This is a genomic window from Blastococcus sp. SYSU DS0619 (genome assembly GCF_054051035.1).
The window spans coordinates 60,807-86,578 of the sequence record NZ_JBJHAM010000016.1 but is presented as its reverse complement, the minus strand read 5'-3'; the positions used below and the strand labels follow the sequence as shown (position 1 = coordinate 86,578).

The following is a 25,772-nucleotide window of genomic DNA, read 5'->3' as shown; positions in this document are numbered from 1 at the left end:
GAAGTTTTGATAGCGGCTTTTGCGGCTCTTTGTGATCGTTTCAGCATCGCGTGTCGGGGCCCGGCGCGGGGCGCCCCGGCCCGGCCGCAGCCGCCCGCGGCGCGGCGCCCCCCCCCCCGGGCGAGGTGGAGCCGCGAGCGCACGCGGCTCCACCCTGCCGGGCGCGGCTCAGGCCGGGCCGGACCCTCGGGCGAACCGGGAGTGCCCAGCGGCCAGGTCGAGCAGGTCCCGGTCGCGGCCCGCGCCGGCGACGAGGCAGACGCCCGCGGGGAGCCCGTCGGCGGTCCGGGTGGGGATGCTGACGGCGGGCAGGCCGGCCAGCCCGGCCAGGCAGGTGAGCCGCATGGTCGCGTTCCGCTCGGCCGGTGTGGCGCCGGTCCGGACGGAAGGGGCCGGCGAGGGGGCGCTGGGCAGCACGAGCACGCGGTCGCCGACCAGCTCCCGCACCCGCACCCGCGCCCGGCCCAGCACGTCACGGGCCCGATCGGCGGTGGCGGCGTCGGTGCCCGCGGCGAGCTCGAACCGGGCGCGCACGTCGGGGCCCAGGACGTCGAGCCGGCCGGCGAGCCAGCCACCGTGCGACTGCCAGGCCTGGAACGCCTGCCAGGTCTGGAACGCGGTGCGCCACTCGTCGAGGTCGGCGAGCTCCGCGTCCAGCTCGGTCGCGCCGGCGGCCCTCAGCCAGGCCCGGACGGCGTCGCCCACCTCGGGGGTGGCGAGGCCCATCAGCTGCGGCACGAACACCAGCTCGGTGCTGCCGCCGGGCGATCCGGGCGGCAGGAGCACGTCACCGACCGCCCGCAGCAGGGCCGCCGACCGGGTCAGCCAGCCCACCGTGTCGAAGTCCGGGGCGAGCGGGACCAGACCGGTGCGGTCGACCGCGCCGTGGGTGGTGCGGATGCCGTAGAGGCCCTGGTAGGCGGCGGGCACGCGGATCGAGCCGCCGGTGTCGGTGCCGAGGCCGATGGCGGCGTGGCCCAGGCCGACCGCGCTGGCGCTGCCGCTGGAGGAGCCGCCGGGGATGCGGTGCGGCGCTGCCGGGTTCGGCGGCGTGCCGTAGTGGGCGTTCGTGCCGGCCAGCGAGTAGGCGAACTCGTCGGTGCGCGCGATGCCGCGGATCGCCGCGCCGGCGTCGAGCAGCCGGCCGACGGCGGCCGCGTGCTCCGGCTCCGGCCGGGCCACCGCCAGCCGGCCGGGGTTGCCGGCGCCGATGGCGTGACCGGCGACCGCGTACAGGTCCTTCACCGCGACGGTCCGGCCGGCGAGCGGACCGTCGCCCGGTGCCGGGACGAGCGGGTCGCCGACGACCCGCCAGATCCGGGTGTCCAGGGCCGGCGGCGGGACGGAGACGTGGGCGGCGGTGACCTGCCAGCCGTCGTGCTCCCGGACGCCGGGGGACCGTTCCCACAGCTGGGTCTGCAGGCCCCGGCCACCGCTCGCGAGCTCGGTGACCGTCATGACGAGGGCGTGGTCGGCGTCGACCACCTGGACGTGCGTGCGCGTGACGGTGCGCTGCGGTGCCCCGCCGCGGCCGGCGCGGAAGGCGGCGATCTCGTCGTGCCCGACCAGGACGCCGTCGGCGTCGCCGCGCAGCGTGCCGGGCCCGGCGGCGAACAGCCGGTCGAGGGTGGCGACGTCGTCGGCCATGAGGGCGGCCTCGTAGGCGTCGACGGCGGCCAGCAGGGCCGGTGGGACCGGGGCGGTCACGCGAAGTCGGACTTCCGGATGGTGGCGTGCACGCCCTTGACGACGTCGACGACCTGGCTGATGCGGAAGTCCGTCGCGGCCGAGAGGTAGGCGTAGGCCAGCCGCGGGTCCATCCCGAACCGCGCCCGCAGCAGCGCGATCGCGGCCCGCACGCAGTCCTGCACGGCGCGGTCGAGGTCCTCGTCCATGCCGGTGGGGACCAGGAACTCGGCGGTCTCCGCGAGCGGACCGGCCAGCTCGCCGAACCGCCGCACGGCGTCCTCGCGGGCGATCACGTCCAGGCGGACCGTCGCCCGCAGGCTGCCCTCCATCGCGGTCAGGCTCACCTCGCCGTCGCCCTGCGCGAAGTGCGGGTCCCCGACGTAGGCGAGCGCCCCGTCGACCTGGACCGGCAGGTAGAGCGTGCTGCCGGCGGTCAGCAGCGAGATGTCGACGTTGCCCCCGTGCGGCCCCGGCGGGACCGAGTGCGGCCGCTCGCTGCCCGGGACGGCGACGCCCATGATCCCCAGGAAAGGACGCAGCGGGAACCGCACCCGCGGCTCGCCGCCCTCGGTCAGCGGCAGCAGGCCGTGCGCCCCGTCGTCGCCGACGGTGGCGAAGGCGCTGTAGACCGGCTGGTCGTCGAGCGGGTACTCGCCCGGCAGGGCACCGCGGCCGTGCCGGTTGGAGATGACCCCGTAGGGCACCCGGGGCGTGGCGTCGAGGACGGTGATCGCGAGCAGGTCGCCCACCCGCGCGCCGTCGACGGCGATCGGCCGGCTGACCACGTGCGGCCCGTCGACGCCGAGCCGGTGCGGATCGTCGCTCTTCGCCAGGGCGATCGCGTCCTCGAGCACCTCGGCGGCGCCGTGCCGCCCGAAGAAGCCCACCGGGTCGCGCCCCTGGTCCTCGAGGATGCCCTCGTGGCTCACCGTGTCCACGGTGACCTCGGTGCCGGGGGAGACCGTGAGCACCGGTGCGTCCGCCGCGCAGGGCAGCCGGCCCCACAGGACGTCGTCCGGCGTGGACGGGAGGTAGGTGGCCGCCGGGATCGGTCCGCTCCCGGGCTGCAGGACTGGGCTGCTCATCGGCCGGACGCTAGGAGCCGGACGTTTCAGCGGTGTTCCGCGCCGCGTCGCCGCGCCACGTCCGGTGCCCGAGGCGGCGCGCCTGCGGCCGGACGACCACGCGCGGCTGCACCGGGAGCCCACCGGCTTCCTCGCCCGGCGCGCCGTGGCCCGCCCCCAGCCGTAGGCGCGGACCGGGCCGTGGGCGAGGGCCGGGCCGCTACCCTGTCACCCCTGCGTGGGCTCCCGGACCGGACGTCCCGGTGACGGGGAGGGCAGCGGAGGCGTGGCGGACGGGGCGGTGAGCTCCTCGTAGGCGGCGGTGTGCGCGCGCAGCGCGGTGACCGCGTCGGCGACGTCGGTGACCGGCCGGCCGGCCGCCGAGGCCGCCCGCTCCGCGTGCAGCACCGCGTCGCAGACGTCGGCGACCGTGTCGAGGTAGGCCCGGGCCTCCGGCTCCGGGTCCGTCCGGTCGGTCGGGTCTGGGACCAGCGCGCGTTGCCGCAGCCGCTGTTCGAGCCGGCTGCCCTGGGCCTCCAGCGACGGCAGCAGGTCGGGTACGTCGCCGAGGTGCGCGCCGGCGGCCTGTGCGGCGGCCACGTGGCGGCGCAGCCCGTCGCGGGCGCGGGCGACCTCGAGCTGGAGCTCCGCGGCGGAGCGCCGCTGACCCGGTGGCAGGCGGCGCGCAGCGACGGCGGTGGCGCCCTGCAGGCCCAGTTCCCGGCCGCGCGAGGCGAGCTCCCGGCTCCGGGCCACCAGCGGACTGCGCCGCACCCGCCGGAGGACCAGCCACCCGGCGAGCGCGGCGACCAGCAGGAGGGTCAGGAGGACGCCACCGAGGACGGCGATCACCGTGGGATCCAGCGCGAACAGCCACGACAGCTCGTCGTCGGCCCGCAGGTCGAGGGCGCCGGCGGGGCCGGTCGGCAGCGGGGTGGTCATGGGGCTCCTCGTCCAGGGCGGTGTGCCGGCTCCCTGGAGAACGTCGCCACCCCGTCCGGCGGTTCCCGGGCCGTCGTCCGGTCGCGCGGACGTCGCGGAACTGCTCGGATCCGGCCTCCCGTGCAGCCGGGTGGTGACCGGGAGGGGCGGGCGGGGGCAGAATCGGTCCCCGCCCTCGGGGTGCAGGCACGTGGTGTCCGCCGTCCGGGTGGCGGAGCGACGCACGTCCCCCCGTCCCGGCAGGACCGATGTCCGTGACCCCGCCCCCCTTCCAGCGCGAGATCCGCTCGGCCCGCTATCCCCACGGGCTGCCCGACCGCTGCGACGACACGGTCGTCGAGGCGTTCGACGACGCGTGGCTGCTGCTGGAGCGGACCGCGAGCGGGTACCGGGTCCTCGGGGTCGCGCAGGACTACGAGTCGGCCCGTGCGTGGCTGGTCGCCGCCGGGGACGCCACCGGGTCGTGAGCGACGGCAGCCGGTCTCAGCGGGGGACCGGCGGTTCCTGCAGGCCCGGGTGCGCCGGCCGCCCGAGCCGCCGCTGCCAGTTCCGAGGGGGCTCGCCGAGGCGGGTGCGGAACCACGCCCAGGTGAGCGACCCCCCGACCACGGCCGCTCCGACGGTGACGAGCACCAGGCCGGTCGGGACCCCGAGCAGCTTGAGGCCCGACGCGAGGAGCACCACCGCGAGCGCCCTGCGGACCAGGCCGCCACGTGACCGGGAGGACAGCCGCGCGCCCAGCCAGACGCCCGGGACCGCGCCCACCAGGACGCTCCCGGTCAGGCCGAGGTCGAAGTCCCCGAACAGCACGTGGCCGAGCGAGGCAGAGGCGACCAGGGGAACGGCCTGGACCAGGTCGGTGCCCACCAGTTGCCCCGCCTTCAGCGACGGGTACAGCACCAGGAGGGCCACGATCATCAGGGAGCCGGCGCCCACCGAGGTCATGCCCACGACCAGCCCACCGCCGGCTCCGACGAGCGCGGTGGCGATCGGGCGCACCGGCACCGTGGCGATCGCCTGCTCGGCCGCGGGCGGCCGGCCCGTCCTCCGCCGCTCCTGCCGGTCGCGCAGGTGGAGGTAGGCCTTGGCGACCATGCCGAGCGACGCCACGACCAGCACGGCGCCCAGCACGACCAGCAGGACCTCGGCGAGCCGCTCCCCGGAGCCGAACGAGCGCAGCGCCAGCACGCCGCAGAAGGCGCCGGGTACGGAACCGACGCACAGCCAGCGGACCAGGCCCAGGTGGACGGTGCCGCGCCGCAGGTGCACCAGGCCACCGACCGGCTTCATGAACAAGCCGGCGACGACGTCACTGGACACCGCCGCCAGCGGAGGGACCCCGAAGAACATGATGAGGACGGGGGTCATGAGCGCTCCGCCGCCCATGCCGGTCAGGCCCACCACGACGCCCACCAGGAGGCCGGCGACGGCGACCCCCGGATCGCAACAGTCCATCGGGACCTCCGGGCGGCTGCGGCGGAGCGCCGACGTGGGCGGACGACGTCCCGGGACGGACGTCCGTGCGGCATGGCGGAGCGACCCTAGGGCTCGACGGGCTGCGAGGACCAGATGGATGGCTCCTGCTGCGCCCGTATTAGCCCGGAGCGGCGATGGCCGCCGCGCACCGTTGCGACTGCCGACGCAGGGCGGCGGTGAGCTCAGCAGGGCCGTCGAGGACGGTGAAGTCGGCGTCGACCGAGGTGAGCATCCACACCAGGGTGGCGGGGTCGTCGGCGCCCACGGTGAACAGGCAGCTGGTCGCATCGACGGCCTCGACCACGCCCATGCCCGGCCAGACCCGGCCGGCGACCGCCTCCGCCGCCTCGTGCAGCCGCACCGTCGCCCGGTACGGCCAGGTCCGGGCCGAGAGCCGGTGGGACAACCAGGCGACGACGTCGCCCTCCGGCGGTTCCCGCGGGGAGAACCGCGGGCCGTTGGGCGTCCGCGGCACCATCCGGTCGGCGCGGAAGCTGCGCCAGTCGCGGCGGTCGGGGTCCCAGGCGACGAGGTACCAGTTCCGGCCGAAGCTGACCAGGCGGTGCGGTTCCACCGTCCGCACCGATTGCCCGCTGCGCGGACTGCGGTAGTCGAACCGCAGGCGCTCGTGCCGGCGGCAGGCATCCGCGATCGCCACGAGCGTCTCGGCCGGCACCTGCGGACCGGGTGCGGTGCCGGCCCGGACGGTGGCCTCCTGCAGCGACCGCACCCGGTGGCGCAGCCGGGCGGGGAGCACCTGCTCGAGCTTCCGGAGGGCCTGCAGCGCTGTCTCCTCGACCCCGGCGACCGAGCTCGCGGCAGCGGTCCGCAGCCCGACGACGACGGCGACCGCCTCGTCGTCGTCCAGGAGCAACGGCGGGAGAGCTGCCCCCGCACCGAGCCGGTACCCGGTCGCGCCCCGGCTCGCGTGCACCGGGTAGCCGAGCTCGCGCAGGCGCTCGACGTCCCGCCGGACCGTGCGTGTGCTGACGCCGAGCCGTCCGGCGAGAGCACCGCCGGACCACTCGCGGTGGGACTGCAGGAGCGACAGCAGCCGGAGCAGCCGGGCGGAGGTCTCGAGCACGCCCCCGAGACTGCCAGCCACTTGGGACCGGATCCGTCCTAAGCGCTTCCTAGCGTCCCCGCCATGACGACCCCCCGGCTGGACATCCGCCCGTTCCGCATCGACATCCCGCAGGAGCAGGTCGACGACCTGTCCGCGCGGCTCGCGGCCACCCGCTGGCCCGGTGACCTGCCCGGCGTGGGGTGGAGCCGCGGCGTCCCTCAGGCCTACCTGCAGGAGCTCGCCGCGTACTGGCGCAGCGGCTTCGACTGGCGGGCCGCCGAGGCGCGGCTCAACGCGGTACCGCAGTACGTCACCGAGATCGACGGGCAGCGGCTGCACTTCCTGCACGTGCGCTCACCGGAGCCGGACGCCACCCCGCTGCTCCTGCTGCACGGCTGGCCGAGCACGGTGGCCGACTTCCTCGACGTCATGGGCCCGCTCTCGGACCCGCGGTCGCACGGCGGCGATCCGGCCGATGCCTGCACGCTGGTCATCCCGTCGCTGCCCGGCTTCGGCTTCTCGACGCCGCTGGCCGGACCGGGGATGAACGCGGAGCGGACCGCGCGGCTCCTCGCGACGCTGATGGCCGGGCTCGGCCACGACCGCTACGGCGTGCAGGGCGGGGACACCGGCTCGTTCGCCGCCGCGGAGGTCGGGAAGGTGGCGCCCGGCTCCGTGATCGGTGTCCACCTCAACGCCGCGATCACCTTTCCCGCCGACGACGGCGAGGCCGACGCTCTCTCCGGGGGCGACGAGGAGCGGTGGCAGCGCATGCAGGCTTACGACGACGGCTACCTGCAGCTCCAGTCGACGTCGCCGCAGACGCTGGCCTACGCCCTCACCGACTCCCCGGCCGGCCAGCTGGCCTGGGTGGTCGAGCTGTTCCAGCGGCTGTCCGACCTGCCCGACGACGGGCTCCCGGAGGACGCGATCGACCGCGACCGCATCCTGACCGCGGTCTCGATCTACTGGTACACCGCCACCGCCGGATCCTCGGCACAGGTCTACTTCGAGGCGATGAACCCGGCGGCGTGGGGCTCGGACGACGGGGACGCCGACGGCGATGACACGGGCGGCTGGGCGCCGGAGCGCGGGACCGTGCCGACGGCCTTCCTGCTGTCCCGGCACGACGTCACCGTTCGTGCCTTCGCCGAGCGGGACCACGCCGTCGTCCGGTGGACCGAGGCCGAGCGGGGCGGCCACTTCCTGGCGATGGAGCAGCCCGCGCTGTTCACCGCGGACGTCCACGCCTTCTTCCGGTCCCTGCGCCGAGCCGACACCGTGGACGCGGATCGGCGGTGAGTACGGAGGTCGCCCCGGGCGGCGGGCATCAGCCCCGACGGGGACCGGCACCGGGACCGGCTATCCGCGACCCTGGGGCACGCCGACCCGCATGCGTCGCGTCCTGCCGACCGCCCGCTTCCGCTGGTGGGCCTCGTCGGCGAGCTGTCGCGCCGCGATGATGGTCGCGGAGGGCGGGACGGCCCCGTCGGCCGGTACTGCGGTGAGTTCGCGGCCGGTGGGGGCGCAGTCCTGGTCTAGCCGCCGCTCAGCCATGCGGCTGGATCGAGTCGATGCCCCAGCGTGCCTCGGCCACCGACATCGTGAAAGCAGTCCCGCCCAGCGCTGCCGTCGCTTCCTCGGCTGCTGCGCCCGAGGCGGTGGCCGTCGCGTATGCGCTCGTCGTCTCTTCTCCTTCGATGTCGGTGACCTGCACATCGGCGAGGGCGCTCCTGGCTTCGTCGGAGAGCGGCTCGGAGATCGCCTTGATCGCGTCGAGGCAGTTGCTGGTCACTCCGCTTCGCTGCATCACCTCTTCCTGGGCAGTTCTGGCCATCAGGGAGCACGCTCGGGACCCGTCGCCGTCGGCGATCGCCTTGGCCGTGATCTCGATGACGGCCGTGATGCCTTCCGCACCGGGCTCGAGTCCCGGGTCGAAGTCCTCGCCGAGCCCGCCGCAGCCGGTGAGTACAGCGCCGCTGAGGAGGGCGAGGGGGAGCAGGGCGGGAAGGGATCGCGGACGCACGGGAGCTCCTTGCTGTCGTGGGGGCACGGTGGGGTCAGTCGGCGATCAGCTGGGGACGCGCGGTGGCGCGCAACGCGGGCAGGGTCAGTGCGGTGGCCAGCAGGGGGAGAGCGCCGGCGCCGGCGGCGACGAGGGCGATGGCGGGCCAGGGCAGGCGGCTCGTGCCGCCGTCGTCGTCGAGGGCCAGGAACACCGACGCGGTGGCCAGTCCGAGGGCGAGGCTGACGGCGACGACGGGCAGGATCACCAGCGCGCTCTGCAGCAGGGTGGCGGCGCGGACGGTGGCCCGCGGCATGCCGGTCATCCACAGCGCGACCAGGGCCCGCCGGTGCTCCCGGACCTGCTGCAGCAGCGTCGAGGTGAGGGTCAGCAGGCCCACGAGGGCGGCGCAGCCGAGGGCGGTCAGGGTGATGTCCCGGTAGGTCGCGGTGGTGCGCTCGAACTCGGCGACCTGCTCGTCCACGGTCAGCACGGACCCCGCGCTGGTCGCCCGGGTCAGCAGGGTGCGCACCCGCTCCAGCTCTGCGGTTCCGGCGCTGCCCTCGGCGGGCCGGACCAGCAGCGTTCCTCCCGTGTCGGTGGGCTGCGCTGCAGGGGGCAGGGCGTGGACGTCGACCAGCCCGATGGTCCCGCCGGTCACCGCGCCCAGGGATCCCAGCAGCGGCGAGGTGCGCACCGGGTCCGTGAGCGCGAGCGGGCCCAGGCCGACGACGTCCAGCCTGCTGCCGTCGGCGGACTCGACCAGGGTGATGGCCTGCAGTGGCCCGGCCGTCGCCAGGGGCACGGCCTTCGGGTCGGGGTCGGCCGGGGCCAGCAGCAGGCCACCAGGAGTGCAGTCCCGCAGCGCCGGGATCACGCGGACGAGCTCGGCGCAGTCGACGGCGGTGGCGAGTGGCCCGCCCGTCCCGCCGCCGGTGCTCACCTGGACCTGGGTCAGCCGGGCGATGCCGGCGACGGCCGGGTCGGTACGCAGCTGCTCCAGCGCTGGGGGGTCGAGCAACCGCACGTCGGCGACGAGCAGGTCGCCACCGACGGTGCCGCGCAGGGTCCGCAGGTCTGCGGCGTTGCTCTCCTCCAGCAGGGGGAAGAAGGACAGCAGCAGGCCGCTGACGAACACCAGCAGCGCGGAGCCGGTGACCAGCCGGGCGGCGCCGGTGGCGTCCCGGGCGACGCGGGCCGCGGCGAGCTGGGTGGGGATTCCGGGCAGCACCCGGCCGAGGGCGGTGGCGGTGAGCCGGCACAGCAGCGGTGCGGCCGCGACGATCCCGACGACCAGCAGCACGACGGCCAGCAGCAGGAGGACGCCGGCGACGGTGACGTCGTCGGCCCGGGAACCGGCCACCGCAGAGCCGGCCAGGGCCAGGACGCCGATGCCCAGCGGGACCAGCCGCCGGTGGCGCAGCTCCCGGTCGGACGACCCGCGGACCACGCCCAGCGGGCTGACCTGCACCCGGCGCAGTGCCCACCAGGTCGCCACCGTGCCCAGCAGCGGCAGCGCGACGAGCAGCGCTCCCGCGAGCACCGGGCTGAAGCGCACCTGGTCCGGCCACACCCCGCCGGGGACCGGCAGGTGCGGAGCCACCGCCGGCGCCCCGAACCGGAACACCAGGCAGCCCAGCACGACACCGGGGATGAGCACCAGCGCCGACTCCAGGGCCGCGATCAGGCGGCAGTGCCGGGCGCTCAGCCCGAGCAGCCGCAGTGCGGCCAGCCGCCGCTCCCGGGCCGCGGTCCCGGTGGTGGCCACGGTGAGGAACAGCGCGACCAGTGGGAGCAGGAAGCCGACGACCAGCAGCGGCACGGCGAGCCGTAGCTCGGAGGGCACGTCGGCGATGTCGGCCACGCCGGCCCCGCCGTACCCGGTCACCACGCGGGTCGGCGGCATCTGCTCCTGGTCGACCCCGACCCAGACCACCAGGTCGCGCGGCCCGATCAGGCCGGCGCGCTGCACGGTGCCGACGTCCCGGCCGGGGTACCGCTGGGCGAGGGTGGTGGTCGGATCGGACCAGAGCTCGCGCATGGCGGGGGAGAGGACGACCTCGCCCGGGGCAGGCACGCGGTCCAGCCCCGGCGGCACCACGGCACCCCCGCTGGTGTCGAAGACCAGCGACGCCGAGATCGGGCGGCCCCGGTAGAAGCCGCGGGTGGCGGCCTCGAGCAGTCCGGGCTCGCCGTCGGCGGCGAACTCACCGGCGATCGTGGCCTTGCCGGCGACGCCCCGGTCCTGCGCCGTCGGGTGGAGGGTCAGGCCGGCGAAGAGCACGATCACGCCGAGGGCGACGACGAGCGCCCCCACCACGGCCGGCAGCGGTGACCGGCGGATCGCGGTCAGCGCCAGGCGGGCTACCAGGGCGGCGGTGCCGCGACGGGTCGGGCCGGGGCGGGTCACGCGAACACCGAGGACGCCGACAGGCGGCCGTCGCGGAGCACCACCGAGCGGTCGGCGTAGGCGGCCACCCGGCTCTCGTGGGTCACCAGCACCACCGACGAGCCCTGGTCCCGGGCCGCGGCGGTGAACTCCTCCATGACCAGCTCGCCGTTGAGGCTGTCGAGCGCGCCGGTGGGCTCGTCGGCGAACACCACCCGCGGGCCGCCGATCAGCGCGCGGGCGACCGCGACCCGCTGCCCCTGCCCCCCGGACATCTCGCCCGGCCGCTTGGTCGCCACCTCGGCGACGCCGAGCCGGTCGAGCCAGCCGCGGGCCTGCTGCTCGGCGGCCCGACGGCGGGTGCCGGTCAGCTGCAGCGGCAGCGCCACGTTGGCCAGGGCCGTCAGCTCGGGAACCAGGGAGCCGAACTGGAAGACGAAGCCGAAGTCGTTGCGGCGCAGCCGGCTGCGCGCCTCGTCGCCGAGGTCGTCCAGCCGGGAACCGCGGTAGCGGACCTCCCCGCGGTCCGGGGTGAGGATGCCGGCCAGGCAGTGCAGCAGCGTGGACTTGCCCGAGCCGGAGGGGCCCAGCAGGGCCAGGATCTCGCCGGGGCCCACCTCGACCGTCGCCCCCGCCAGGGCCCGGGTGGGACCGAAGGCCAGGTGCAGGTCGTCGGCGATCAGCAGCGGGTCGGTCACGAGAGCTCCTCGGCGAGCCGGTTCAGCCGGGCGGTGGTGTGCTCCAGCCAGCGCAGATCCGCCTCGAGGTGGAACAGGGTGAAGTCGCACGCCAGCACCTCGGACAGCGCAGCGCCCCGCTTCCGCGCGGTCAGCCGGCGCATCACCGTCAGGTGCGCCTCCCGCTGGACGTCGAGGATCTGCTCGGCCGGGCGGCCCGAGCGCAGCGCCAGCACGACCTTCACGTAGACGACCGACTGCAGGTACGGCGTCGCCTCCTCCGGCTCGGACAGCCAGCGCTCCAGGTGCGTCACGCCCTCGGGGCTGAGCGCGTAGGACGTACGGTCCGGCCCGTCGACGCGTTCGGTGCCGACCACGGTGATCTCACCGTCGCGCAGCAGGCGTCCCAGCGTCGCGTAGATCTGGGCGGACTTCACCGGGCGCTGGGCACCGAACCGGGCGTCGTACTCGCGCTTGAGGTCGTAGCCGTGCCGAGGGGCCGGCTCGAGCAGCCCGAGCAACGTCTGGGGGAGGGACACAGGGGCACTAGACACCGAGTTACTAGCTTGCGTCAACGCGCCACGCCCGGCGCACTCCCTTCGCCCGCTCGCCGTCCCGACGGCGCGTGTTGTTGTATCGATACAACGCGACGCCCGGTTTCTACAGCGCCCAGGGTTGTTTGGACATCGATCCCTTGGATAGTGTCGGCGCATGGCGCGACGGGCTTCCGGGGACGACGTGCGGCCGATCCACAACCGCGTGAACGTCGCCCGGGCCGAGGTGGGCATGTCGCGGGCCGACCTGGCTCGCCTGGTGGGCGTCAATCCGCAGACCATCGGGGCGCTGGAGCGTGGCGACCACTACCCGAGCCTCCAGCTGGCCATGAGCATCTGCGAGGTCTTCGATCTCCCGGTCGAGGCCCTGTTCAGCCGTGAGCCGTTCCGCCCGCTGACGGCGTCCTACCGTCGGACCGACCTGGGCGGTGGCCAGTGATGATCGGGCTCGAGGCGCGTCATCCGGCCGCCCGGCGGGCTACCGCCGTCGTCGTCGTGGGCGTCGTGGCATGGGTGGCGTTCACGGGACTCACCGTGGCCGGGCGGGCGTACTCGTGGGGATGGGTGGTCAGCTTCGCGGTGCTGGGCGTGGCGTGGGCCGGCGCCCGTGTCCTGGTCCGGGACATCGCCGAGCGGCGGGCCAGCGAGGTCGACGAGTACGAGCTGGCCCAGCGGCATGCGGCGCGTGACGCCGGCTACGTGGCTGCCCTCGTCTCGGCGCTGGTGCTGTACCTGGTGCTGTCGGTGGCCGGCCAGCTCGCCGAGCGCGGTTCCGACCACCTGTTGCTGCAGGCCCACCACCTCGTGCTCGCCGCCTTCCTCCCCGCAGCCGCCGGCCCGTCGTTCCTCCTGGCCTGGCGGCTGCGTCACCAGGTCCACCACGGCGAGTAGCGCGCCCGGCAGCCCCTGCCGACGCCTTCACCCGCGCATCCGCACGTCGACCCCTGGACGAGGAGCGTCTCGAATGACCCTGCACCCACCGATCGGCGAGCTCACCGTGCCCGAGGCCCTGATGGCCTTCCTGCACGCCGGCAACGGCCGGCCCTACGAGTCGACCGGGCCCGGGGAGCTCACCGCGGCCGCCGAGCTGGGCGAGCTGCTCACCGCCGGTCATGCCCGGCTCGGTGGCGAGGCGGGTGACCGGCTGATCGTCGACGCCCCCGCATCCAGCGACCGCGAGTGGATCCACGAGGTGACCGCCGAGTTGGCCGGGGCCCCCACCGACGTCGCCGCGTGGATCAAGCGGCGCCGCGGTGCGCTGCCCACCCAGCAGGCCGCAGCCGCGGCCCGCGGCGTCCTGGTGCAGGGCCGCGAGCGGCTGATCGGGCTGTTCCCGTACGAGACGAACACCGTCGACCCGGCCGTGCGGCAGCAGCTGGTCGACCACCTCACCGGACCCCGGGCCGACACCGACGCGCGAGCACTCGTCCTGGCCCGGTTGCTGGTGAAGTCGCGACTGCACCAGCGTGGCGGGCTCTCGCGCGACGAGCGCAGCGGTATCGAGGACCTCTCCGGGCGCGCCCCGGGCAGCACTCCCGTGCCGGCCGCGGTCAGCGCCGTCGACCTGGCCATGGTCACCGTCCTCTACACCACGGTGATCAGCGACTGACGGGTCGACACGCCCTGACGACCTCCGGGATCCTCGGCGGCGAGTACTGACGGCCGGTCGGCGTCGTCGTGAGTTCGCCCGGAGGGCATCCAGGGGTGATGCCGGTCCTCATGCGTGGTCCTCCGCGGAGTGCGCGGGTCGCTGCCGGGCAGGCAGGCGGTAGGAGACTCCGATCGCCATCGCGGGCGGCAGCTGACGGTGCGCGCCGCGCGCGCGGCCGGAGCGTCCTGGTCGCAGATCGGTCGGGCGATGGGCACCACCAAGCAGTCGGCCTGGGAGGCGCACAACCGCTGGATCGACGAGCAGGCCCGCCTGCACGAGGAGAACGACTACGAGGGGCTCGACGCGGGCGAGGCCGTCCGTGCGCGTGCTCTCGCGGGCAGCGCCGACGAGACAGCAGGCGCGTAGCAGCCGGCCCGCTTGCATCGGGTCGGCCAGATGTGCAACTGTCCGGTTGCACATAGCGGGCGACGCGGTGAGGTGGCGATGCACGGGGAGACCGACCGGATCGAGCGTGCGATCCACATCGCGGCGGACGCCGACCGGGTCTGGCAGTTGGTCTCCGAACCCGGGTGGTGGGTCAACGACGGCCGGGTCACCGAGCACCGCATCGAGCCCGACGGCGACGTCGCCACCGTGCACGACCCCGTGCACGGAGCCTTCCCCATCCGCACGGTGGCGCTGGACCCGCCGCGCTACGCGGCCTTCCGCTGGCTCGCCGCGGGCGGCGCCGGCCGGGCCGTCGAGGTCCAGTCCACCCTGATCGAGTTCTGGGTCGAGGAGCAGCCCGGGGGCGGCGTGCTGCTGCGGGTGGTCGAGAGCGGGCTCGACGGGCTGGACACCACCGAGGAACAGCGGCGCCGGGATCTCGAGGAGCACACCGAGGGCTGGGAACTCGAGCTCGCCGCCGCCCGCAGCTTCCTGGACGGCGCATGAGCGCCGCACCGGCCGTCGCCGATGTCGGGACGGTGTTCGCGGCGCTGGGCGATCCGCAACGCCGCCGGCTGCTCGAGGTGCTCGGCGAGCATCCCGCCGGAGCGTCGGCGACCGCTCTGGCCGAGCCGCTGCCGGTCTCCCGCCAGGCCGTCGACAAGCACCTGCGCGTGCTGGAACGAGCGGGGCTGGTCGATTCCGCCCGCCACGGCCGGGAGATCCGCTTCGCCGTCCGCCGCGACCAACTGGACCGCTCCGCGGCATGGCTGACCGAGCTGGGGGACCGGTGGGACCAGCGCCTGGACCGCCTCAAGACCGCCGCCGAGGGAGCGCCATGACCGACCGGGAGCGACCGGCCTTCGCCGGGGGGAACAACATCGCGATGAAGGTGCCGCCGCACCAGTGGGCGGCGACCGTCGCGTTCTACCGGGACACTCTCGGCCTGCCCGAGCTGGGCAACCCGTTCACGTCCGGTCCGCAGTCGGTGGGTTTCGCCTTCGGACCGAACCGGCTGTGGATCGACCGCGTCCCGGGGGTGAGCCAGGCCGAGCTGTGGCTGCAGGTCACCACCACCGATCCGGCGGACGCGGCCGACCAGCTCGCCGCTGCCGGCGTCGCCCGCTGCGACGAGATCGAGCCCCTGGACGGCGGCTCGGCCTTCTGGATCACGAGCCCGGCCGCCATCGTCCACCTGGTGTCCGAGCCCGAGACCTACTGACCTCGCCGTCCAGGATCGAGCACGCGTCCCTTCTTCGTATGCCTTGCCGGTTATATGACCGGGCAGTAATGTGATGGCCGTGAGCGCCTACGCCGTCCTTGCCGAGCCCCACCGCAGGCAGATCCTCGATTTGCTGCGGGCCGGTGAGCGGCCCGTCGCCGACCTGGTGGCGCACCTGGGCCTCAGTCAGCCCGGGGTCTCCAAGCACCTGAGGGTGCTCCGCGAGGCGGGGCTCGTCGTGGCGCGCACGCAGGGCAAGCAGCGCATGTACGCGCTGCGACCGGAGCCCCTGGTCGAGGTCGTGCAGTGGCTGGAGCCCTACCGAATGCTCTGGTCGAGCCGCCTCGACGCCCTCGAACGACACCTGGAGGAGAACCCGTGAACGACGGAACGCTGGAGACGATCGACGGACGCCCCGCGCTGCGTTTCGAGCGCGTGCTCGCCCACCCGATCGAGCGCGTCTGGCGCGCCGTCAGCGTGCCGGCGGAGCTCGAGCAGTGGTTCCCGGCAGCGGCGGACTGGACGCCGGCGGCCGGCGAGGTCTTCGAGGCCGGCGGCATGACCGGCGAGGTCACCGAGGTCGAGCCGCCTCGCCGGCTGGCGTGGACCTTCGCCGGCGACCGGTACGCCTTCGACCTGACCGAGCACCGCGACGGCTGCCGGCTCGTCTTCACCCACGTCTTCGACGACCGCACGACCGCCGCGCAGACCGCGGCAGGCTGGGACGCCTACCTCTCCCGCCTGGAGCCGCACCTCTGCGGCGACCGGCTCTCGGAGGAGGAGGCGCACGAGGCGTGGGAGGAGGTCCACGAGCGCTACGCCGAGCGCTTCGGCCTCGATCCGGAGCCGGGGCGGCGCTTCCTGGCCCGGATGCGCGCCGCACGCTGAACGCTTCGCGCGCCGGCTCGCGTCAGCTCTCGCCCCTCCGAGGAACGGACGCGCTCGAGTGGCCGGCGGCCGCTGCCGCGTGGCTCGAGCCCGGGTCCTCGGCTCGGGCGACGATCGCGCCGTCTCGGATGCGGACCGCGGCCTCGGCCGCATCGCCCGCGCCCGCATCGCCCGCGCCCGCATCGCCCGCGCCCGCATCGCCCGCGCCCGCCAGGCCGAGGGCCGAGGGCCGAGGCGATCGCCAGGCCGCGGGCGGAGGCGACCGCCGCCCGCCCGTCGAGCAGCAGGCGTAGCTATGGCAAGGCGCGCTGCTGGCCGTCCACGCCTACCGGCGCCAGGAATGACCCGCTCGCACCGGTGTCAGCGAGGGTGGTCCGTCTGCGCCGTCCCGGTGGACCGCAGTACCTGCTCCGGCAGCAGCCCCGTCTCCACCAGCTCCACGAGCTCCCGGCTGGAGGCCGCCTCGGCGAGGCTGTGCACCTGCCGGACGCGGAGGGCGCGGGCGTCCTTCCCGGACCGGGTGTCCAGCTCGTCCAGATCCGCGATGGCCTGCTGCTCCCATGCGGCGAAGGTGCGCCGCGCGTGGTCGACGGTCTCCTGCCGGATGGCCGGTAGGTCGTCGAAGATCTCCAGCGCGTCCGCCGTGCGCCGGGCGGCCAACCGACGCGCGGTCGCCTCGGCGTAGGCCAGATCGCTGCGGGCGTCGTCCGCCGGTTCCGGGAGCAGGCCGGCCACCCGCCGGCTGACCCGCTCCAGGCGACCGGACGGGGCCCGGCGGCTCGCTCCCAGCCGGTGGCTCGCGGCGTGCAGCGCCAGGTCGTCGATCTCGTCGTCCACCTCGTGCAGCAGGGTGCGGGTCACGGCAGGGGGCAGCAGGCCCTCGTCGCTGAGCCGCTGGTAGGTGCGGCGTTCGACGTGCAGGCCACGGCCCACCACGATGCGGTACTCCTCCTCGTCGGTCACCTGCAGCTCGGCCATCTCCTGGTTCGCCGCCCGCGCACTGCTGTCCAGGTCGGCGCGGGTCCGCGGATCGGGGTCCAGCCCGAGATCGTCCATCTCCCGCCGTGCGGCCGCGATGGCCGAGATGCGGGCGATCGCCACGAGGTAGCGGTCGACGCGGGTGGGACGGTCGAGACCCAGCCGGGACACCAGCCACCGGATGGACGTCGCGTTGAGCACCAGCGTGGCCAGCACGACCCCGCCGGTGAGGGCGACGAGCAGTTCCCGCTCGGCCAGCTCCTCGGGCAGGGCCAGCGCCAGCGCCAGCGCGACGCCGCCGCGCAGCCCGCCCCAGACCAGGACGGCCTCGTTGCGCCAGCCCAGCCGCGGGATGTGGGCCAGCCGCTCGAGCAGCCAGACCGCCGGCACCACGGCCAGGGCGCGCGCTCCCAGGACGACGACGGCGGCGAGCAGGATCGGGCCGAGGTGGTCGAGCAGCTGCCCGGGGCCGATGACCAGACCGATGACGAGGAACAGCAGCGCGTTGGCGACGTAGTCCAGCGCCTCCCACAGCTGTTCCCACATCTCGCGCACCTCGGCGGAGGCCCGGCTCGGTGCCAGGCCGCCCAGCACCATCCCGGCCGCCGCGGTGGCCATGACCCCGGAGAACCCGAGGACGGCGTCGGCGAGGACGAACGAGCCGTAGGCCGTCGCCACCGACAACCCGGCGGCCGGCAACCGGCCGAGCCAGGGGAGCAGCGCGGACGCGGCCAGGCCCAGCGCGATGCCGATCACCGCGCCGCCGCCGAAGACGACGACGAAATCGAGGACGCCGACGGCGACGCTCACCGATCCTCCCGTCGCGGCCTCGACGAGGATCGCGAAGAGCACGATCGCCACACCGTCGTTGAGCAGGCTCTCGCCCTCCACCAGCGTCAGGAGCCGGCGGGGCACGCCGACCTCCCGGAACACCGCCACCACCGCGACCGGATCCGTGGCCGAGATCAGCGCACCGAAGAGGAAGGCCGCCGCCAGCGCCGTGCCGAGCACCCAGTGCAGGGTCAGGCCGACCACCACCGCGGACACGAGGAAGGCGACGGTCGCCAGGGCCACGATGGCGCCGAGGTTCCGGACGAAGGCGCGCAGGTCGATGCCCAGCGCGGCTGCGAACACCAGCACCGGCAGGAAGAGGAAGACCACCACCTCCTCGAAGGCCTCGCCTTCGAGCCGGCCCATCTCGGGCGACAGGCCGACCGCGGCGGCGAGGAAGCCGACCACCACGAGGACGACGCTCAGCGGCACCTTGATCCGGCGGGCCACCAGGCCCAGCAGCACGGCCAGCGTGAGCAGGCCGGACATCTCCAGCAGCAGTCGCGGTAGCTCCACCGACGCTCCTCGGTCTCCTGGACAGGTGCGGCACGTCGCCGGGGTCACCGTCCCACTGCGCCGCCTCGGGGGCATGACCGTCGCCTGGCGTGTCGGTGGCGCGCACGGGGCGGTAGCGCATCGGAACCGGCCACGTCATCGTGTGGGGCGCACGGGGGCACCTTCGACCCCGCATGGAGGCCTCATGCGCCCGACGCTCCGCCGCACCGCCGCGGCGGTCTTCTGCCTGCCGCCGCTCCTGCTCGGTACCGCCGCCCCCGCAGCTGCGGACGGCGGGGACCGGCACCCGCGCGACGGCCGGGACCTGCCCGGTGCCTACCGGCTGCTCGGCGATCGCGGCGGCTCCCAGTTCGAGGGCATCGACGTCGTCGAGGACGGCCGGACCTTCTACGTCACGGAGACCACCGGCGGGGAGATCCACCGCGGTCGGCTCGACCACCGCACGACGCGCGTCTGGCTGGACGAGGACGACGCCCTGCGGGACGGCCGGCGCACCGCCGTCGGCATCGCCACCGACCGGCGCGACCGGGTCTTCGTCGCGGGTGGCGACAACCGCACGCAGGACGGCGCGCCTGCCGATGCCCCGGACTTCTGGGTCTACGACGACGACCGCGACCTGCTGGCGGCGCTGCGGGTGCCCGTCGACGGCCCGGTCTTCCTCAACGACGTCGCGATCGGCCCGGACGGCGCCGCCTACGTCACCGACTCGACCACCCCCCGGATCTTCCGGATCGCCCGCGAGCACGGCGACTGGACGGCGACGCTCTGGTCCGACGCCGCCGCGACCATCCCGCAGGAGGCCGGGACCTTCGGGCTCAACGGCATCGAGGTGGCACCCGACGGCCGGTCGCTGGTGGTGGCGCACAGCGCGGCCGGCCAGTTGTGGCGGTTCGACCTGGCGACGGCGGCGCCCACCCTCGTGGACACCGGGGACGTCGACCTCACCTCGGCCGACGGGCTCGTCGTGCGAGGGCAGACGCTCGTCGCCGTCCGGAACTTCCCGCGCGTCCTCACGTACCTGCGGTTGGACGACGGCGCCACGGCGGCCGCGCTGATCGCCGAGGTCCCCACCGACCCCGACCGGGTGCTCACCACGGCGGACGTCGCCCGCGGGCACCTGCTGCTGGTGGACAGCCAGTTCGAGGAGGACCCGCCCTCCCGCATCTCGGAGGTGGTCGTCCGGCCGTTCGATCCGTGACGCCCGTCCGCAGGGACCGCGCCGGTCGCTGAGCCGACGCGGGTCCCGGCAGCCGCCAGGTGCTCGGATGTGCCACGAGGCGCCGCGCGGTCGTTCGATGGACGGGACACCCCCGCGCTCGTGCCGGTTCGGCCGCCCGCGCGGACCGATCCACCAGCACCCGTGGGGGATCTCGTGGGCTGGTCAGCGGCGTCTCGCCTCGACGGGCGCTCCCGCGGGAACGTGCGTCGCGCCGGTTTCGTCCGGCCGGTCACCGGTGTCCTGCCGCAGGAAGGTCATGAGGCCGTCGAGCCCGGGGAGCTGGTAGCTCCAGAAGCCGGCGATCAGCGCCCGGCAGTGCTCACGGTCGCGGGCCGTCCGCAGGATCTGCGCCACCGCGCGGCGGGTGTTGTCGAAGACCAGTTGCAGGAGGGCGCGCTGCTCGGGAGCCGGCGGGTGCCCCAGGGAGCGTTCGGTGTGGTCGACGAGGCGCCGCACGAAGCCGGCTGGGTAGTCGGCGAACCGCGTGCCCTCCGCCCGGTCGAGCAGCACCGTGACGGCCAAGGGGTGGTCCAGCCAGAACTCGAGCAGCTCGTCGGCCGGCGGGCCCTGGCCGGACCCGGCCGCCAGGGCCGCGATCCGCGTGTCGAGCAGCCGGTCGTGGCGGACCGGCAGGTCGGCGGGGACCACCGTGCCGAAAAGCAGCTCCTTGGACCCGAAGTACCGGTAGACGTTGGCGGGGGCGGTGCCGGCCAGGGCCGCGACGGCGGCGATCGACGTGCCCGGGTAGCCGCGGTCGGCGAAGCAGCGCAGCGCGGCCGCCTCGATGCGGGCCCGGACCTCCGGCTTGAGGACCTGGGCCATCACTCCTGCCCGTCGCCCTGCCGCTCCGGCGGCGTGACGCCGCCCCACGGCGCGGCCTCCTCGAGCTCGTAGGCCAGTTCCAGCAGGAGCCGGTCGGCTCCTGGGCGGGCGGCGACGTGCATCCCGACGGGCAGGCCGTCGTGCCGGCCGAGCGGGACGGACATCCCCGGGCAGCCGGCGATGTTGTGGATCGGGGTGTACCCGACCGCCTCCTCGGTGCGCTGGACGAGCGTCTCGCGGCCGGCCTCGGGGGAGAGGTGCCCCACCGGCCAGGACGACCGGGCGAGCGTGGGGGTGAGCACCACGTCGTGGCGTTCGAACAGCCGCAGGTATTCGCGGGTTGCATGCGCCATCGCCCGCTCGCCGCCCACGTGGGCCGCGGCGTCCAGCGCGGCCCCCCAGGCGATGAGTTCCAGGGTGAACGGCTCCAGCTCGTCCGGACCCGGCGGGCGGCCGAGCATCGGCGCGAAGGCGTGGGCGACCTGCGTCATCGTCAGCGCGGCGGCCGTGAAGAAGGCCCGGCTGAGCGCCGGCCCGTCGATGTCGGGACGGTCGGCATCTTCCACGTGGTGGCCGAGGGACGCGCAGAGCGCCGAGGCGCGGTCCAGCTCGCGCCGCACCGGCTCGTCGGGCCGGCGACCGAGCAACGTCGTCCCGAGCACGCCGACGCGGAGCCTGGTCGTGGACGGCCCGGTCACCGCCCCGATCGGTGGGTGGACCGCGCCCGGTCCGGTGCGCTCGGTGGCGGCGAGGAATGCGGCGCTGTCCCGGACCGAGCGGGTCATGACGTGCTCGACGAGCAGTGCGCCGAGGCCGGGTGCCTCCGGTCCGGTCGGCTCACCGCGCCCGTTGGACGGCTTGAACCCGAACACCCCGTTCAGGGCCGCCGGGACGCGCAGCGAGCCGCCGGCATCGCTGCCGTGCGCCATCGGGACCACCCCGGCGGCGACGAGCGCGGCGGAGCCTCCCGACGAGCCCCCGGCGGACAGGTCCGGCCGCCAGGGGTTCCGGGTGACGCCGTGCAGCGCCGTCTCGGTGCTGCCGAGCAGCCCGAACTCCGAGCTGGTCGTCGAGCAGACGACGTTCAGGCCGGTGTCGCGGATCCGGGCCGCGTACGGCGAGAGGCCGGGTGCAGGAGCGGTGGCCATCAGCCGGGACCCCATGGTCCACGGCAGCCCCGGCCAGGCGAGCAGCTCCTTGACGGCGAACGGGACGCCGGCGAGGGGACCGTCCGCGGCCAGCGGCGCGCCGGGACCGGCGAGGTGGGCGACGGCGTTCAGGTCGGCCCGGGCGTCGATCAGCTCCCGTGCGGCCTCGTCGAGCTCGGCGGCGGAAACCCGGCCGTCGCGGACCAGGTCCGCCATGGCGACCGCATCCCAGCGCCGGTACTCGTCGACGGAGAGTGTCATGGACGAATAGTGAATCGCTCGATCGCGTTTGACCAGGGTTCTGATCGCGCCGCAGCCACCCGACCCGGGGACCTTGTCGACGCCCCGCTCGTTGGGGAGTCGTCACAGGGGACGACCGAGGGAGCGCGATGCCGTCCGGAGCACGTCGGGGTGGGCGACCGCCGTCGGTGCCGCACGGATGGCTGCCGGTCGCGCTGGTCGCCGGCATCGTGGCGGTCGCGCTGGTGGTGCTGACGCGCCAGACGGGCGGGGAGGCGCCGCGGTCGGCGGAGTGCGCCGTGGCCGAGGCCGGGGTGCGGGTGGACGCCGCAGCCGTGCCGGACGGCCCGGTCGCCGGCTACGGCGGTGACCAGCTGGCCAACGCGGCCGCGATCGTGAACGCCGGGCAGGCGCTGGGCCTGGACACCTGCGCGCAGACGATCGGCGTCATGACCGCGATGGGGGAGTCCTCGCTGCGGGTCCTGGACCGGGGTGACGCCGCCGGTCCCGACTCGCGCGGGCTGTTCCAGCAACGGGCCAACGGTGCCTGGGGCTCGTACGCCGACCGGATGGACCCGACGACGAGCGCGACGAACTTCTTCCTCGCGCTGCAGGAGGTGCCGGACTGGCCCTCGCTCCCGCCGACGATCGCCGCGCACCGCACCCAGCGCAACGCCGATCCGTACCACTACGAGCGGTACTGGGATGCCGCCGTCGAGGTGGTCACCGCGTTGGCCGGGCGGCCGGTCACGGGGGCCGGGTCACAGCAGTGACAGGTCGAGCCGTTCCGACAGCAGGTGCAGAGCGGCGCGTCCGGCTCGCGAGTTCCCCTTCTCGTCCAGGGGTGGCGACCACGCGCACACGCCGAACCGCCCGGTCACGTCGCCCATGACCGCTCCCGCGACCCCGCTCTTGCACGGGAACCCCAGGTCGTAGGCGAACTGGCCGGCGGCGTCGTAGGTGCCACAGGTCAGCATCAGCGCGTTGACCCGTCGGGCGAGGGGCTCGGACAGCACCGGCGCGCCGGTCCGCGGGTTGACGCCGTCGTTGGCGAGGAAGCGGGCGGCCCGGGCCAGCGTCCGCGTGGTCACCGTGAGGGCGCAGAGGCGGACGTAGAGCTCCACGACCTCGTCGACCGGGTGGTGCACGTTCCCGAACGAGCTCATCAGATGGCCCATGGCCCGGTTGAGCGAACTGCTCTCCCGCTCGGCGTCCAGCGCGGTCTCGTTCACGGCCGCCTCCTCGCCCACCAGGTCGCCGAGGAGCCCGGCGACGGCGCCGAACGGGCCGTCCGCTGCGTCGAGCAGGACGTCGCAGATGACCAGGGCTCCGGCGTTGATGAACGGGTTCCGCGGCACCCCCTTCTCGTGCTCGAGCTGGATCAGGGAGTTGAACGGGTCCCCGGACGGCTCCCGGCCCACGCGGTCGAACAGGTCCTCACCCACCCGTTGGAGGGCGGCCGTGAGTGCGAAGACCTTCACCACGCTCTGGATCGAGAAGCCCACGTCGGCGTCGCCGGTCACGTGCTCCGTCCCGTTCAGCTCCGCGAGCGCCAGGGCGAAGCGGGCGGACTCGGCCGAGGGCAGTTCCTCGGGCTGGTCCTCGACCTCGCCCTCCTCGGCGAGGTGCCGCGACCGGTCGGCGACCTCGGCGAGCACCGCCTCGAGGTCGCTGGTGTCGTCCGGGGCGGAGGTGCGCGCGGGGGGCATCCACCCCCGCTACCCGTCGGCGGACGCGGACACGCCCGCGCTGCCTGGCGGCCCGGCCCCCCGAGCGGCAGGCGAGCACCGGTTGGTCCGTCGACCTCGCCGCGCGGCACCGGGAGGCTTGTGCTCGCAGGCGACGCACTTCTGCTTCCTGTCGAGCGAAAGTGTTGCTAGCGTCGGTGACACGGCTCACAGTCCTGGTGCAGGCAGGGGATGCGCGCCCGGCGGTCGGTCCACGGAGCCTCCGACGTCGGGCAGCACGGCAGAAGTGACCTGCGATGGACGACGGGCGCCGCCACACCACTCGAGGGGAATCCATGAAGGTGACTCGAAACCTGCGCCACACGATGCGCGCCGTGCTGTTCGCCGCCCTGTCGTCCGTTCTGTTCCTGGGGCTCGTCGGCACGGCGAGCGCGGCCCCGGCCGCCACCGGGGCCACGGGCAGTTCCGACTGCGTCGACCGGCCCGTACCGGCGAGGGCGGTCTCCATCCAGCTGTGGACCTTCGCCGACTACATCGGCTTCGGCGACGACGCGGCCACCCAGGCCCGCCACGAAGAGGTGCTCCGCCGGCTCAGCGAGATGGGCTACCGGAACGTCGAGCCGTTCACCCTGAGCGGGTTCACCGCGGAGGAGTACGCCGCGCTGCTCCGGGAGTACCGGCTCAATGCCTCGGGACGGCACGTCGACGTCGGCACGCCCAGCGACCCGGCGGACATCGCGCAGATCCTCCGGGAGAACCGCGTCCTCGGCGTCCAGTACTTCGGCTCCGGGGCCACCCCGAGGTTCACCACCGAGGCCGAGTGGGTCGCCTACGCCGAGTACCTGGACACGGTCGGGGCGCAGGCCCGCCAGGCCGGGCAGTGGGTCATGGTCCACAACCACAACTGGGAGTTCGAGACCACCTTCGGGGGCCGCACCGCCTTCGACATCCTCATGCAGCACAGCGAGCGCCGGCACGTCGTGTCGCAGCTCGACCTGTACTGGGCGGTCTTCGCCGGCGCCGACCCGATCGAGCTCATCGAGCAGTACGGCAACCGGATCCGGCTGTTCCACGTCAAGGACCTCAACGAGGCGCTGGACCGGCGGATCGAGATCGTCGGTCGCGGCGGCATCGACTTCTCGTCGATCTTCCGGGTGGCCGGCGGCAGCACCCGGTACTTCGTCGTCGAGCACGACCCCCGCTTCGGTGACCCCTCCTTCGACCCCTTCGAGGCGGCCCGGGAAGGGTTCGCGTACCTGACCTGCACGTCGCGCTGACGTAGGGCGCATCGCGCACTCCGGAGGAGGCGGTCCCGGGCTCCCGGGGCCGCCTCCTCCTGCGCTGGGACGGCCCGCACCAGGCAGCCTCGCCCGGTCGCTGGCAGGGTGGGCGGCATGGTCGATTCCTCTCCCGTCGTCGTGGTGACCGGTGCGAACGGGCTGGTGGGCACCGCGGTGTGCCGGGCACTCGTCGAGCGGTCGGCGCAGGTGCGCGCCGTCGTCCGCCGCGCCGGCAGTGCGCCCGCGCTCGACGGGGTCACCGAGCACGTCGGCGAGTTCGCCGACGAGAGCTTCGCCCGCGCGGTGACCCAGGGCGCCGACGCGGTCGTCACGACGGTCCACCCGATGGGCTCGTCCCGGGAGGTGCAGCACCGGGTGGGCGTCGAGGGGACGCCGGTCGTCGCCCGGGCAGCCCGGGACGCCGGTGTCTCCCGGCTCGTGCACGTGTCCACGGCCGGGGTCTACGACCGGTCGGCCGGCGTCGGGGACGTGGCCGAGGACGGCGCCCTCCTGCCCGAGGGCAGCGGCGACTACCCCGACACCAAGAACGCGACCGACGCCGCGCTCGCGCAGGTCGGCGGACTCACGACCGTGCTGGTCCGCCCGCCGGCCATCATGGGCGCGGGCGACACGTCGGTCTGGAACACGCTGCGCCCGCAGCAGATCCGGGACGGGCAGCGCTCGGCGAACCCGGCGCAGACCTGGGCCTGGGTGCACGTCGACGACCTGGCGGCCTTCATCGCGGACGTCGCCACGGGCGCCGTCGCGACCGCCGACGACGCCGAGCGAGGCCCCGTGGCCGGGGGAACGACGCCGGTCGTCGTCGCGGGCGAGCCGGCGACCTGGCGGGACTACCTCGGCACGGTGGCCGACGCGTTGGGCGTCGCACCCGAGTGGACCGACGAGCCGGTCTGGACCGGGCAGCTGCGCACCGACCGCGCGCGGGGCTGGGGCTGGACGCCGCGGGTGAGCCTCGCGCAGGCCCTGGACGAACTCCGCCGGGGCCTGACGACGGACGCGTGACGGTCCCGCGGCAGCCG

At 74.8% G+C, this 25,772-nt stretch carries 28 protein-coding genes; 15 read left to right on the top strand and 13 right to left on the bottom strand.

Translation table 11 applies throughout. From position 1 onward, the window contains the following. Positions 1-168: 168 nt before the first annotated feature. From ACI79T_RS16265 to ACI79T_RS16255, 3 genes are all read right to left on the bottom strand, one after another. Positions 169-1,707, bottom strand: a complete 1,539-nt coding sequence (locus ACI79T_RS16265; protein ID WP_456611121.1) for an AtzH-like domain-containing protein — start codon at positions 1,705-1,707, stop codon at positions 169-171. Beyond that, on the bottom strand, positions 1,704-2,774 hold the full coding sequence (locus ACI79T_RS16260; RefSeq protein ID WP_456611120.1) for an acetamidase/formamidase family protein: 1,071 nt from the start codon (positions 2,772-2,774) through the stop codon (positions 1,704-1,706). Before ACI79T_RS16260 ends, ACI79T_RS16265 begins: the two co-directional genes overlap by 4 nt. Before the next feature lie 207 nt (positions 2,775-2,981). Then, on the bottom strand, positions 2,982-3,695 hold the full coding sequence (locus ACI79T_RS16255; protein WP_456611119.1) for a hypothetical protein: 714 nt from the start codon (positions 3,693-3,695) through the stop codon (positions 2,982-2,984). Positions 3,696-3,949: 254 nt separating this feature from the next. On the opposite strand from ACI79T_RS16255, the gene ACI79T_RS16250 reads away from it, so the two are divergent. Continuing rightward, the gene (locus tag ACI79T_RS16250; RefSeq protein ID WP_456611118.1) at positions 3,950-4,162 is read left to right on the top strand and encodes a hypothetical protein; all 213 of its coding nucleotides are present in this window, start codon (positions 3,950-3,952) and stop codon (positions 4,160-4,162) included. A 16-nt stretch (positions 4,163-4,178) separates the two neighbouring features. On the opposite strand, the gene ACI79T_RS16245 is transcribed toward ACI79T_RS16250, so the two are convergent. Next, positions 4,179-5,150: a sulfite exporter TauE/SafE family protein gene (locus tag ACI79T_RS16245; RefSeq protein ID WP_456611117.1), complete on the bottom strand. Its 972-nt coding sequence runs from the start codon at positions 5,148-5,150 to the stop codon at positions 4,179-4,181. Positions 5,151-5,289: 139 nt separating this feature from the next. After that, a complete protein-coding gene (locus tag ACI79T_RS16240) occupies positions 5,290-6,255 on the bottom strand; it encodes a helix-turn-helix transcriptional regulator (RefSeq protein WP_456611116.1) in 966 nt (321 codons plus the stop codon). Between the two features lie 63 nt (positions 6,256-6,318). Between ACI79T_RS16240 and ACI79T_RS16235 the strand changes: the two genes are divergently transcribed. Continuing rightward, complete coding sequence (locus tag ACI79T_RS16235) at positions 6,319-7,539, top strand: epoxide hydrolase family protein (protein ID WP_456611115.1); 1,221 nt, start codon at positions 6,319-6,321, stop codon at positions 7,537-7,539. A gap of 247 nt (positions 7,540-7,786) precedes the next feature. Here the strand turns inward: ACI79T_RS16235 and ACI79T_RS16230 are convergent, their stop codons facing one another. Genes ACI79T_RS16230 through ACI79T_RS16215 form a run of 4 tightly spaced genes read right to left on the bottom strand, consistent with a single transcriptional unit; the run spans position 7,787 to position 11,847 of the window. Then, the gene (locus ACI79T_RS16230; RefSeq protein WP_456611114.1) at positions 7,787-8,263 is read right to left on the bottom strand and encodes a hypothetical protein; all 477 of its coding nucleotides are present in this window, start codon (positions 8,261-8,263) and stop codon (positions 7,787-7,789) included. 34 nt (positions 8,264-8,297) lie between these two features. Beyond that, on the bottom strand, positions 8,298-10,652 hold the full coding sequence (locus ACI79T_RS16225) for an FtsX-like permease family protein (protein WP_456611113.1): 2,355 nt from the start codon (positions 10,650-10,652) through the stop codon (positions 8,298-8,300). Continuing rightward, positions 10,649-11,329, bottom strand: coding sequence for an ABC transporter ATP-binding protein (locus tag ACI79T_RS16220; protein WP_456611112.1), 681 nt, complete (start codon positions 11,327-11,329; stop codon positions 10,649-10,651). The genes ACI79T_RS16225 and ACI79T_RS16220 overlap by 4 nt, the downstream gene beginning before the upstream one ends. Further along, positions 11,326-11,847 (bottom strand): PadR family transcriptional regulator, encoded by a 522-nt coding sequence (locus ACI79T_RS16215; RefSeq protein WP_456611111.1) that lies wholly within the window; start codon positions 11,845-11,847, stop codon positions 11,326-11,328. The genes ACI79T_RS16220 and ACI79T_RS16215 overlap by 4 nt, the downstream gene beginning before the upstream one ends. A 172-nt stretch (positions 11,848-12,019) precedes the next feature. On the opposite strand from ACI79T_RS16215, the gene ACI79T_RS16210 reads away from it, so the two are divergent. The 9 genes from ACI79T_RS16210 to ACI79T_RS16170 all read left to right on the top strand — a co-directional run bounded on the left by ACI79T_RS16210 (position 12,020) and on the right by ACI79T_RS16170 (position 16,010). Continuing rightward, on the top strand, positions 12,020-12,301 hold the full coding sequence (locus ACI79T_RS16210) for a helix-turn-helix transcriptional regulator (protein WP_456611110.1): 282 nt from the start codon (positions 12,020-12,022) through the stop codon (positions 12,299-12,301). Then, positions 12,301-12,753 (top strand): hypothetical protein, encoded by a 453-nt coding sequence (locus ACI79T_RS16205; protein ID WP_456611109.1) that lies wholly within the window; start codon positions 12,301-12,303, stop codon positions 12,751-12,753. Before ACI79T_RS16210 ends, ACI79T_RS16205 begins: the two co-directional genes overlap by 1 nt. A 73-nt stretch (positions 12,754-12,826) precedes the next feature. Next, positions 12,827-13,471 carry a GPP34 family phosphoprotein gene (locus ACI79T_RS16200; protein ID WP_456611108.1) on the top strand — a complete coding sequence of 215 codons (645 nt, stop codon included), beginning with the start codon at positions 12,827-12,829 and terminating at the stop codon, positions 13,469-13,471. Positions 13,472-13,720: 249 nt separating this feature from the next. Next, positions 13,721-13,879: a hypothetical protein gene (locus ACI79T_RS16195; RefSeq protein WP_456611107.1), complete on the top strand. Its 159-nt coding sequence runs from the start codon at positions 13,721-13,723 to the stop codon at positions 13,877-13,879. A gap of 78 nt (positions 13,880-13,957) precedes the next feature. Next, entirely contained in the window at positions 13,958-14,407 is a 450-nt protein-coding gene (locus ACI79T_RS16190; RefSeq protein WP_456611106.1) for a hypothetical protein, read from the top strand. Beyond that, entirely contained in the window at positions 14,404-14,742 is a 339-nt protein-coding gene (locus ACI79T_RS16185; protein WP_456611105.1) for an ArsR/SmtB family transcription factor, read from the top strand. Before ACI79T_RS16190 ends, ACI79T_RS16185 begins: the two co-directional genes overlap by 4 nt. Beyond that, complete coding sequence (locus ACI79T_RS16180) at positions 14,739-15,122, top strand: hypothetical protein (RefSeq protein WP_456611104.1); 384 nt, start codon at positions 14,739-14,741, stop codon at positions 15,120-15,122. The genes ACI79T_RS16185 and ACI79T_RS16180 overlap by 4 nt, the downstream gene beginning before the upstream one ends. A 79-nt stretch (positions 15,123-15,201) precedes the next feature. Next, positions 15,202-15,504 carry an ArsR/SmtB family transcription factor gene (locus ACI79T_RS16175; RefSeq protein ID WP_456611103.1) on the top strand — a complete coding sequence of 101 codons (303 nt, stop codon included), beginning with the start codon at positions 15,202-15,204 and terminating at the stop codon, positions 15,502-15,504. Then, entirely contained in the window at positions 15,501-16,010 is a 510-nt protein-coding gene (locus tag ACI79T_RS16170) for an SRPBCC domain-containing protein (protein WP_456611102.1), read from the top strand. The genes ACI79T_RS16175 and ACI79T_RS16170 overlap by 4 nt, the downstream gene beginning before the upstream one ends. Before the next feature lie 360 nt (positions 16,011-16,370). Here the strand turns inward: ACI79T_RS16170 and ACI79T_RS16165 are convergent, their stop codons facing one another. Beyond that, positions 16,371-18,335, bottom strand: a complete 1,965-nt coding sequence (locus tag ACI79T_RS16165; RefSeq protein ID WP_456611101.1) for a cation:proton antiporter — start codon at positions 18,333-18,335, stop codon at positions 16,371-16,373. A gap of 184 nt (positions 18,336-18,519) precedes the next feature. Between ACI79T_RS16165 and ACI79T_RS16160 the strand changes: the two genes are divergently transcribed. Further along, positions 18,520-19,533, top strand: coding sequence for an SMP-30/gluconolactonase/LRE family protein (locus ACI79T_RS16160; protein ID WP_456611100.1), 1,014 nt, complete (start codon positions 18,520-18,522; stop codon positions 19,531-19,533). Between the two features lie 183 nt (positions 19,534-19,716). On the opposite strand, the gene ACI79T_RS16155 is transcribed toward ACI79T_RS16160, so the two are convergent. After that, positions 19,717-20,376 carry a TetR/AcrR family transcriptional regulator gene (locus ACI79T_RS16155; RefSeq protein WP_456611099.1) on the bottom strand — a complete coding sequence of 220 codons (660 nt, stop codon included), beginning with the start codon at positions 20,374-20,376 and terminating at the stop codon, positions 19,717-19,719. Then, the gene (locus ACI79T_RS16150) at positions 20,376-21,785 is read right to left on the bottom strand and encodes an amidase family protein (RefSeq protein WP_456611098.1); all 1,410 of its coding nucleotides are present in this window, start codon (positions 21,783-21,785) and stop codon (positions 20,376-20,378) included. Before ACI79T_RS16150 ends, ACI79T_RS16155 begins: the two co-directional genes overlap by 1 nt. A 167-nt stretch (positions 21,786-21,952) precedes the next feature. Between ACI79T_RS16150 and ACI79T_RS16145 the strand changes: the two genes are divergently transcribed. Beyond that, a complete protein-coding gene (locus ACI79T_RS16145; RefSeq protein WP_456611097.1) occupies positions 21,953-22,537 on the top strand; it encodes a hypothetical protein in 585 nt (194 codons plus the stop codon). Here the strand turns inward: ACI79T_RS16145 and glsA are convergent. Next, positions 22,526-23,473: a glutaminase A gene (glsA, locus tag ACI79T_RS16140; RefSeq protein ID WP_456611096.1), complete on the bottom strand. Its 948-nt coding sequence runs from the start codon at positions 23,471-23,473 to the stop codon at positions 22,526-22,528. The two genes, ACI79T_RS16145 and glsA, sit on opposite strands and share 12 nt — an antisense overlap. 314 nt (positions 23,474-23,787) lie before the next feature. On the opposite strand from glsA, the gene ACI79T_RS16135 reads away from it, so the two are divergent. Both ACI79T_RS16135 and ACI79T_RS16130 read left to right on the top strand, forming a co-directional pair. Continuing rightward, the gene (locus tag ACI79T_RS16135; RefSeq protein ID WP_456611095.1) at positions 23,788-24,729 is read left to right on the top strand and encodes a sugar phosphate isomerase/epimerase family protein; all 942 of its coding nucleotides are present in this window, start codon (positions 23,788-23,790) and stop codon (positions 24,727-24,729) included. 117 nt (positions 24,730-24,846) lie between these two features. After that, positions 24,847-25,755, top strand: coding sequence for an NAD-dependent epimerase/dehydratase family protein (locus ACI79T_RS16130; protein WP_456611094.1), 909 nt, complete (start codon positions 24,847-24,849; stop codon positions 25,753-25,755). Positions 25,756-25,772 lie beyond the last annotated feature (17 nt).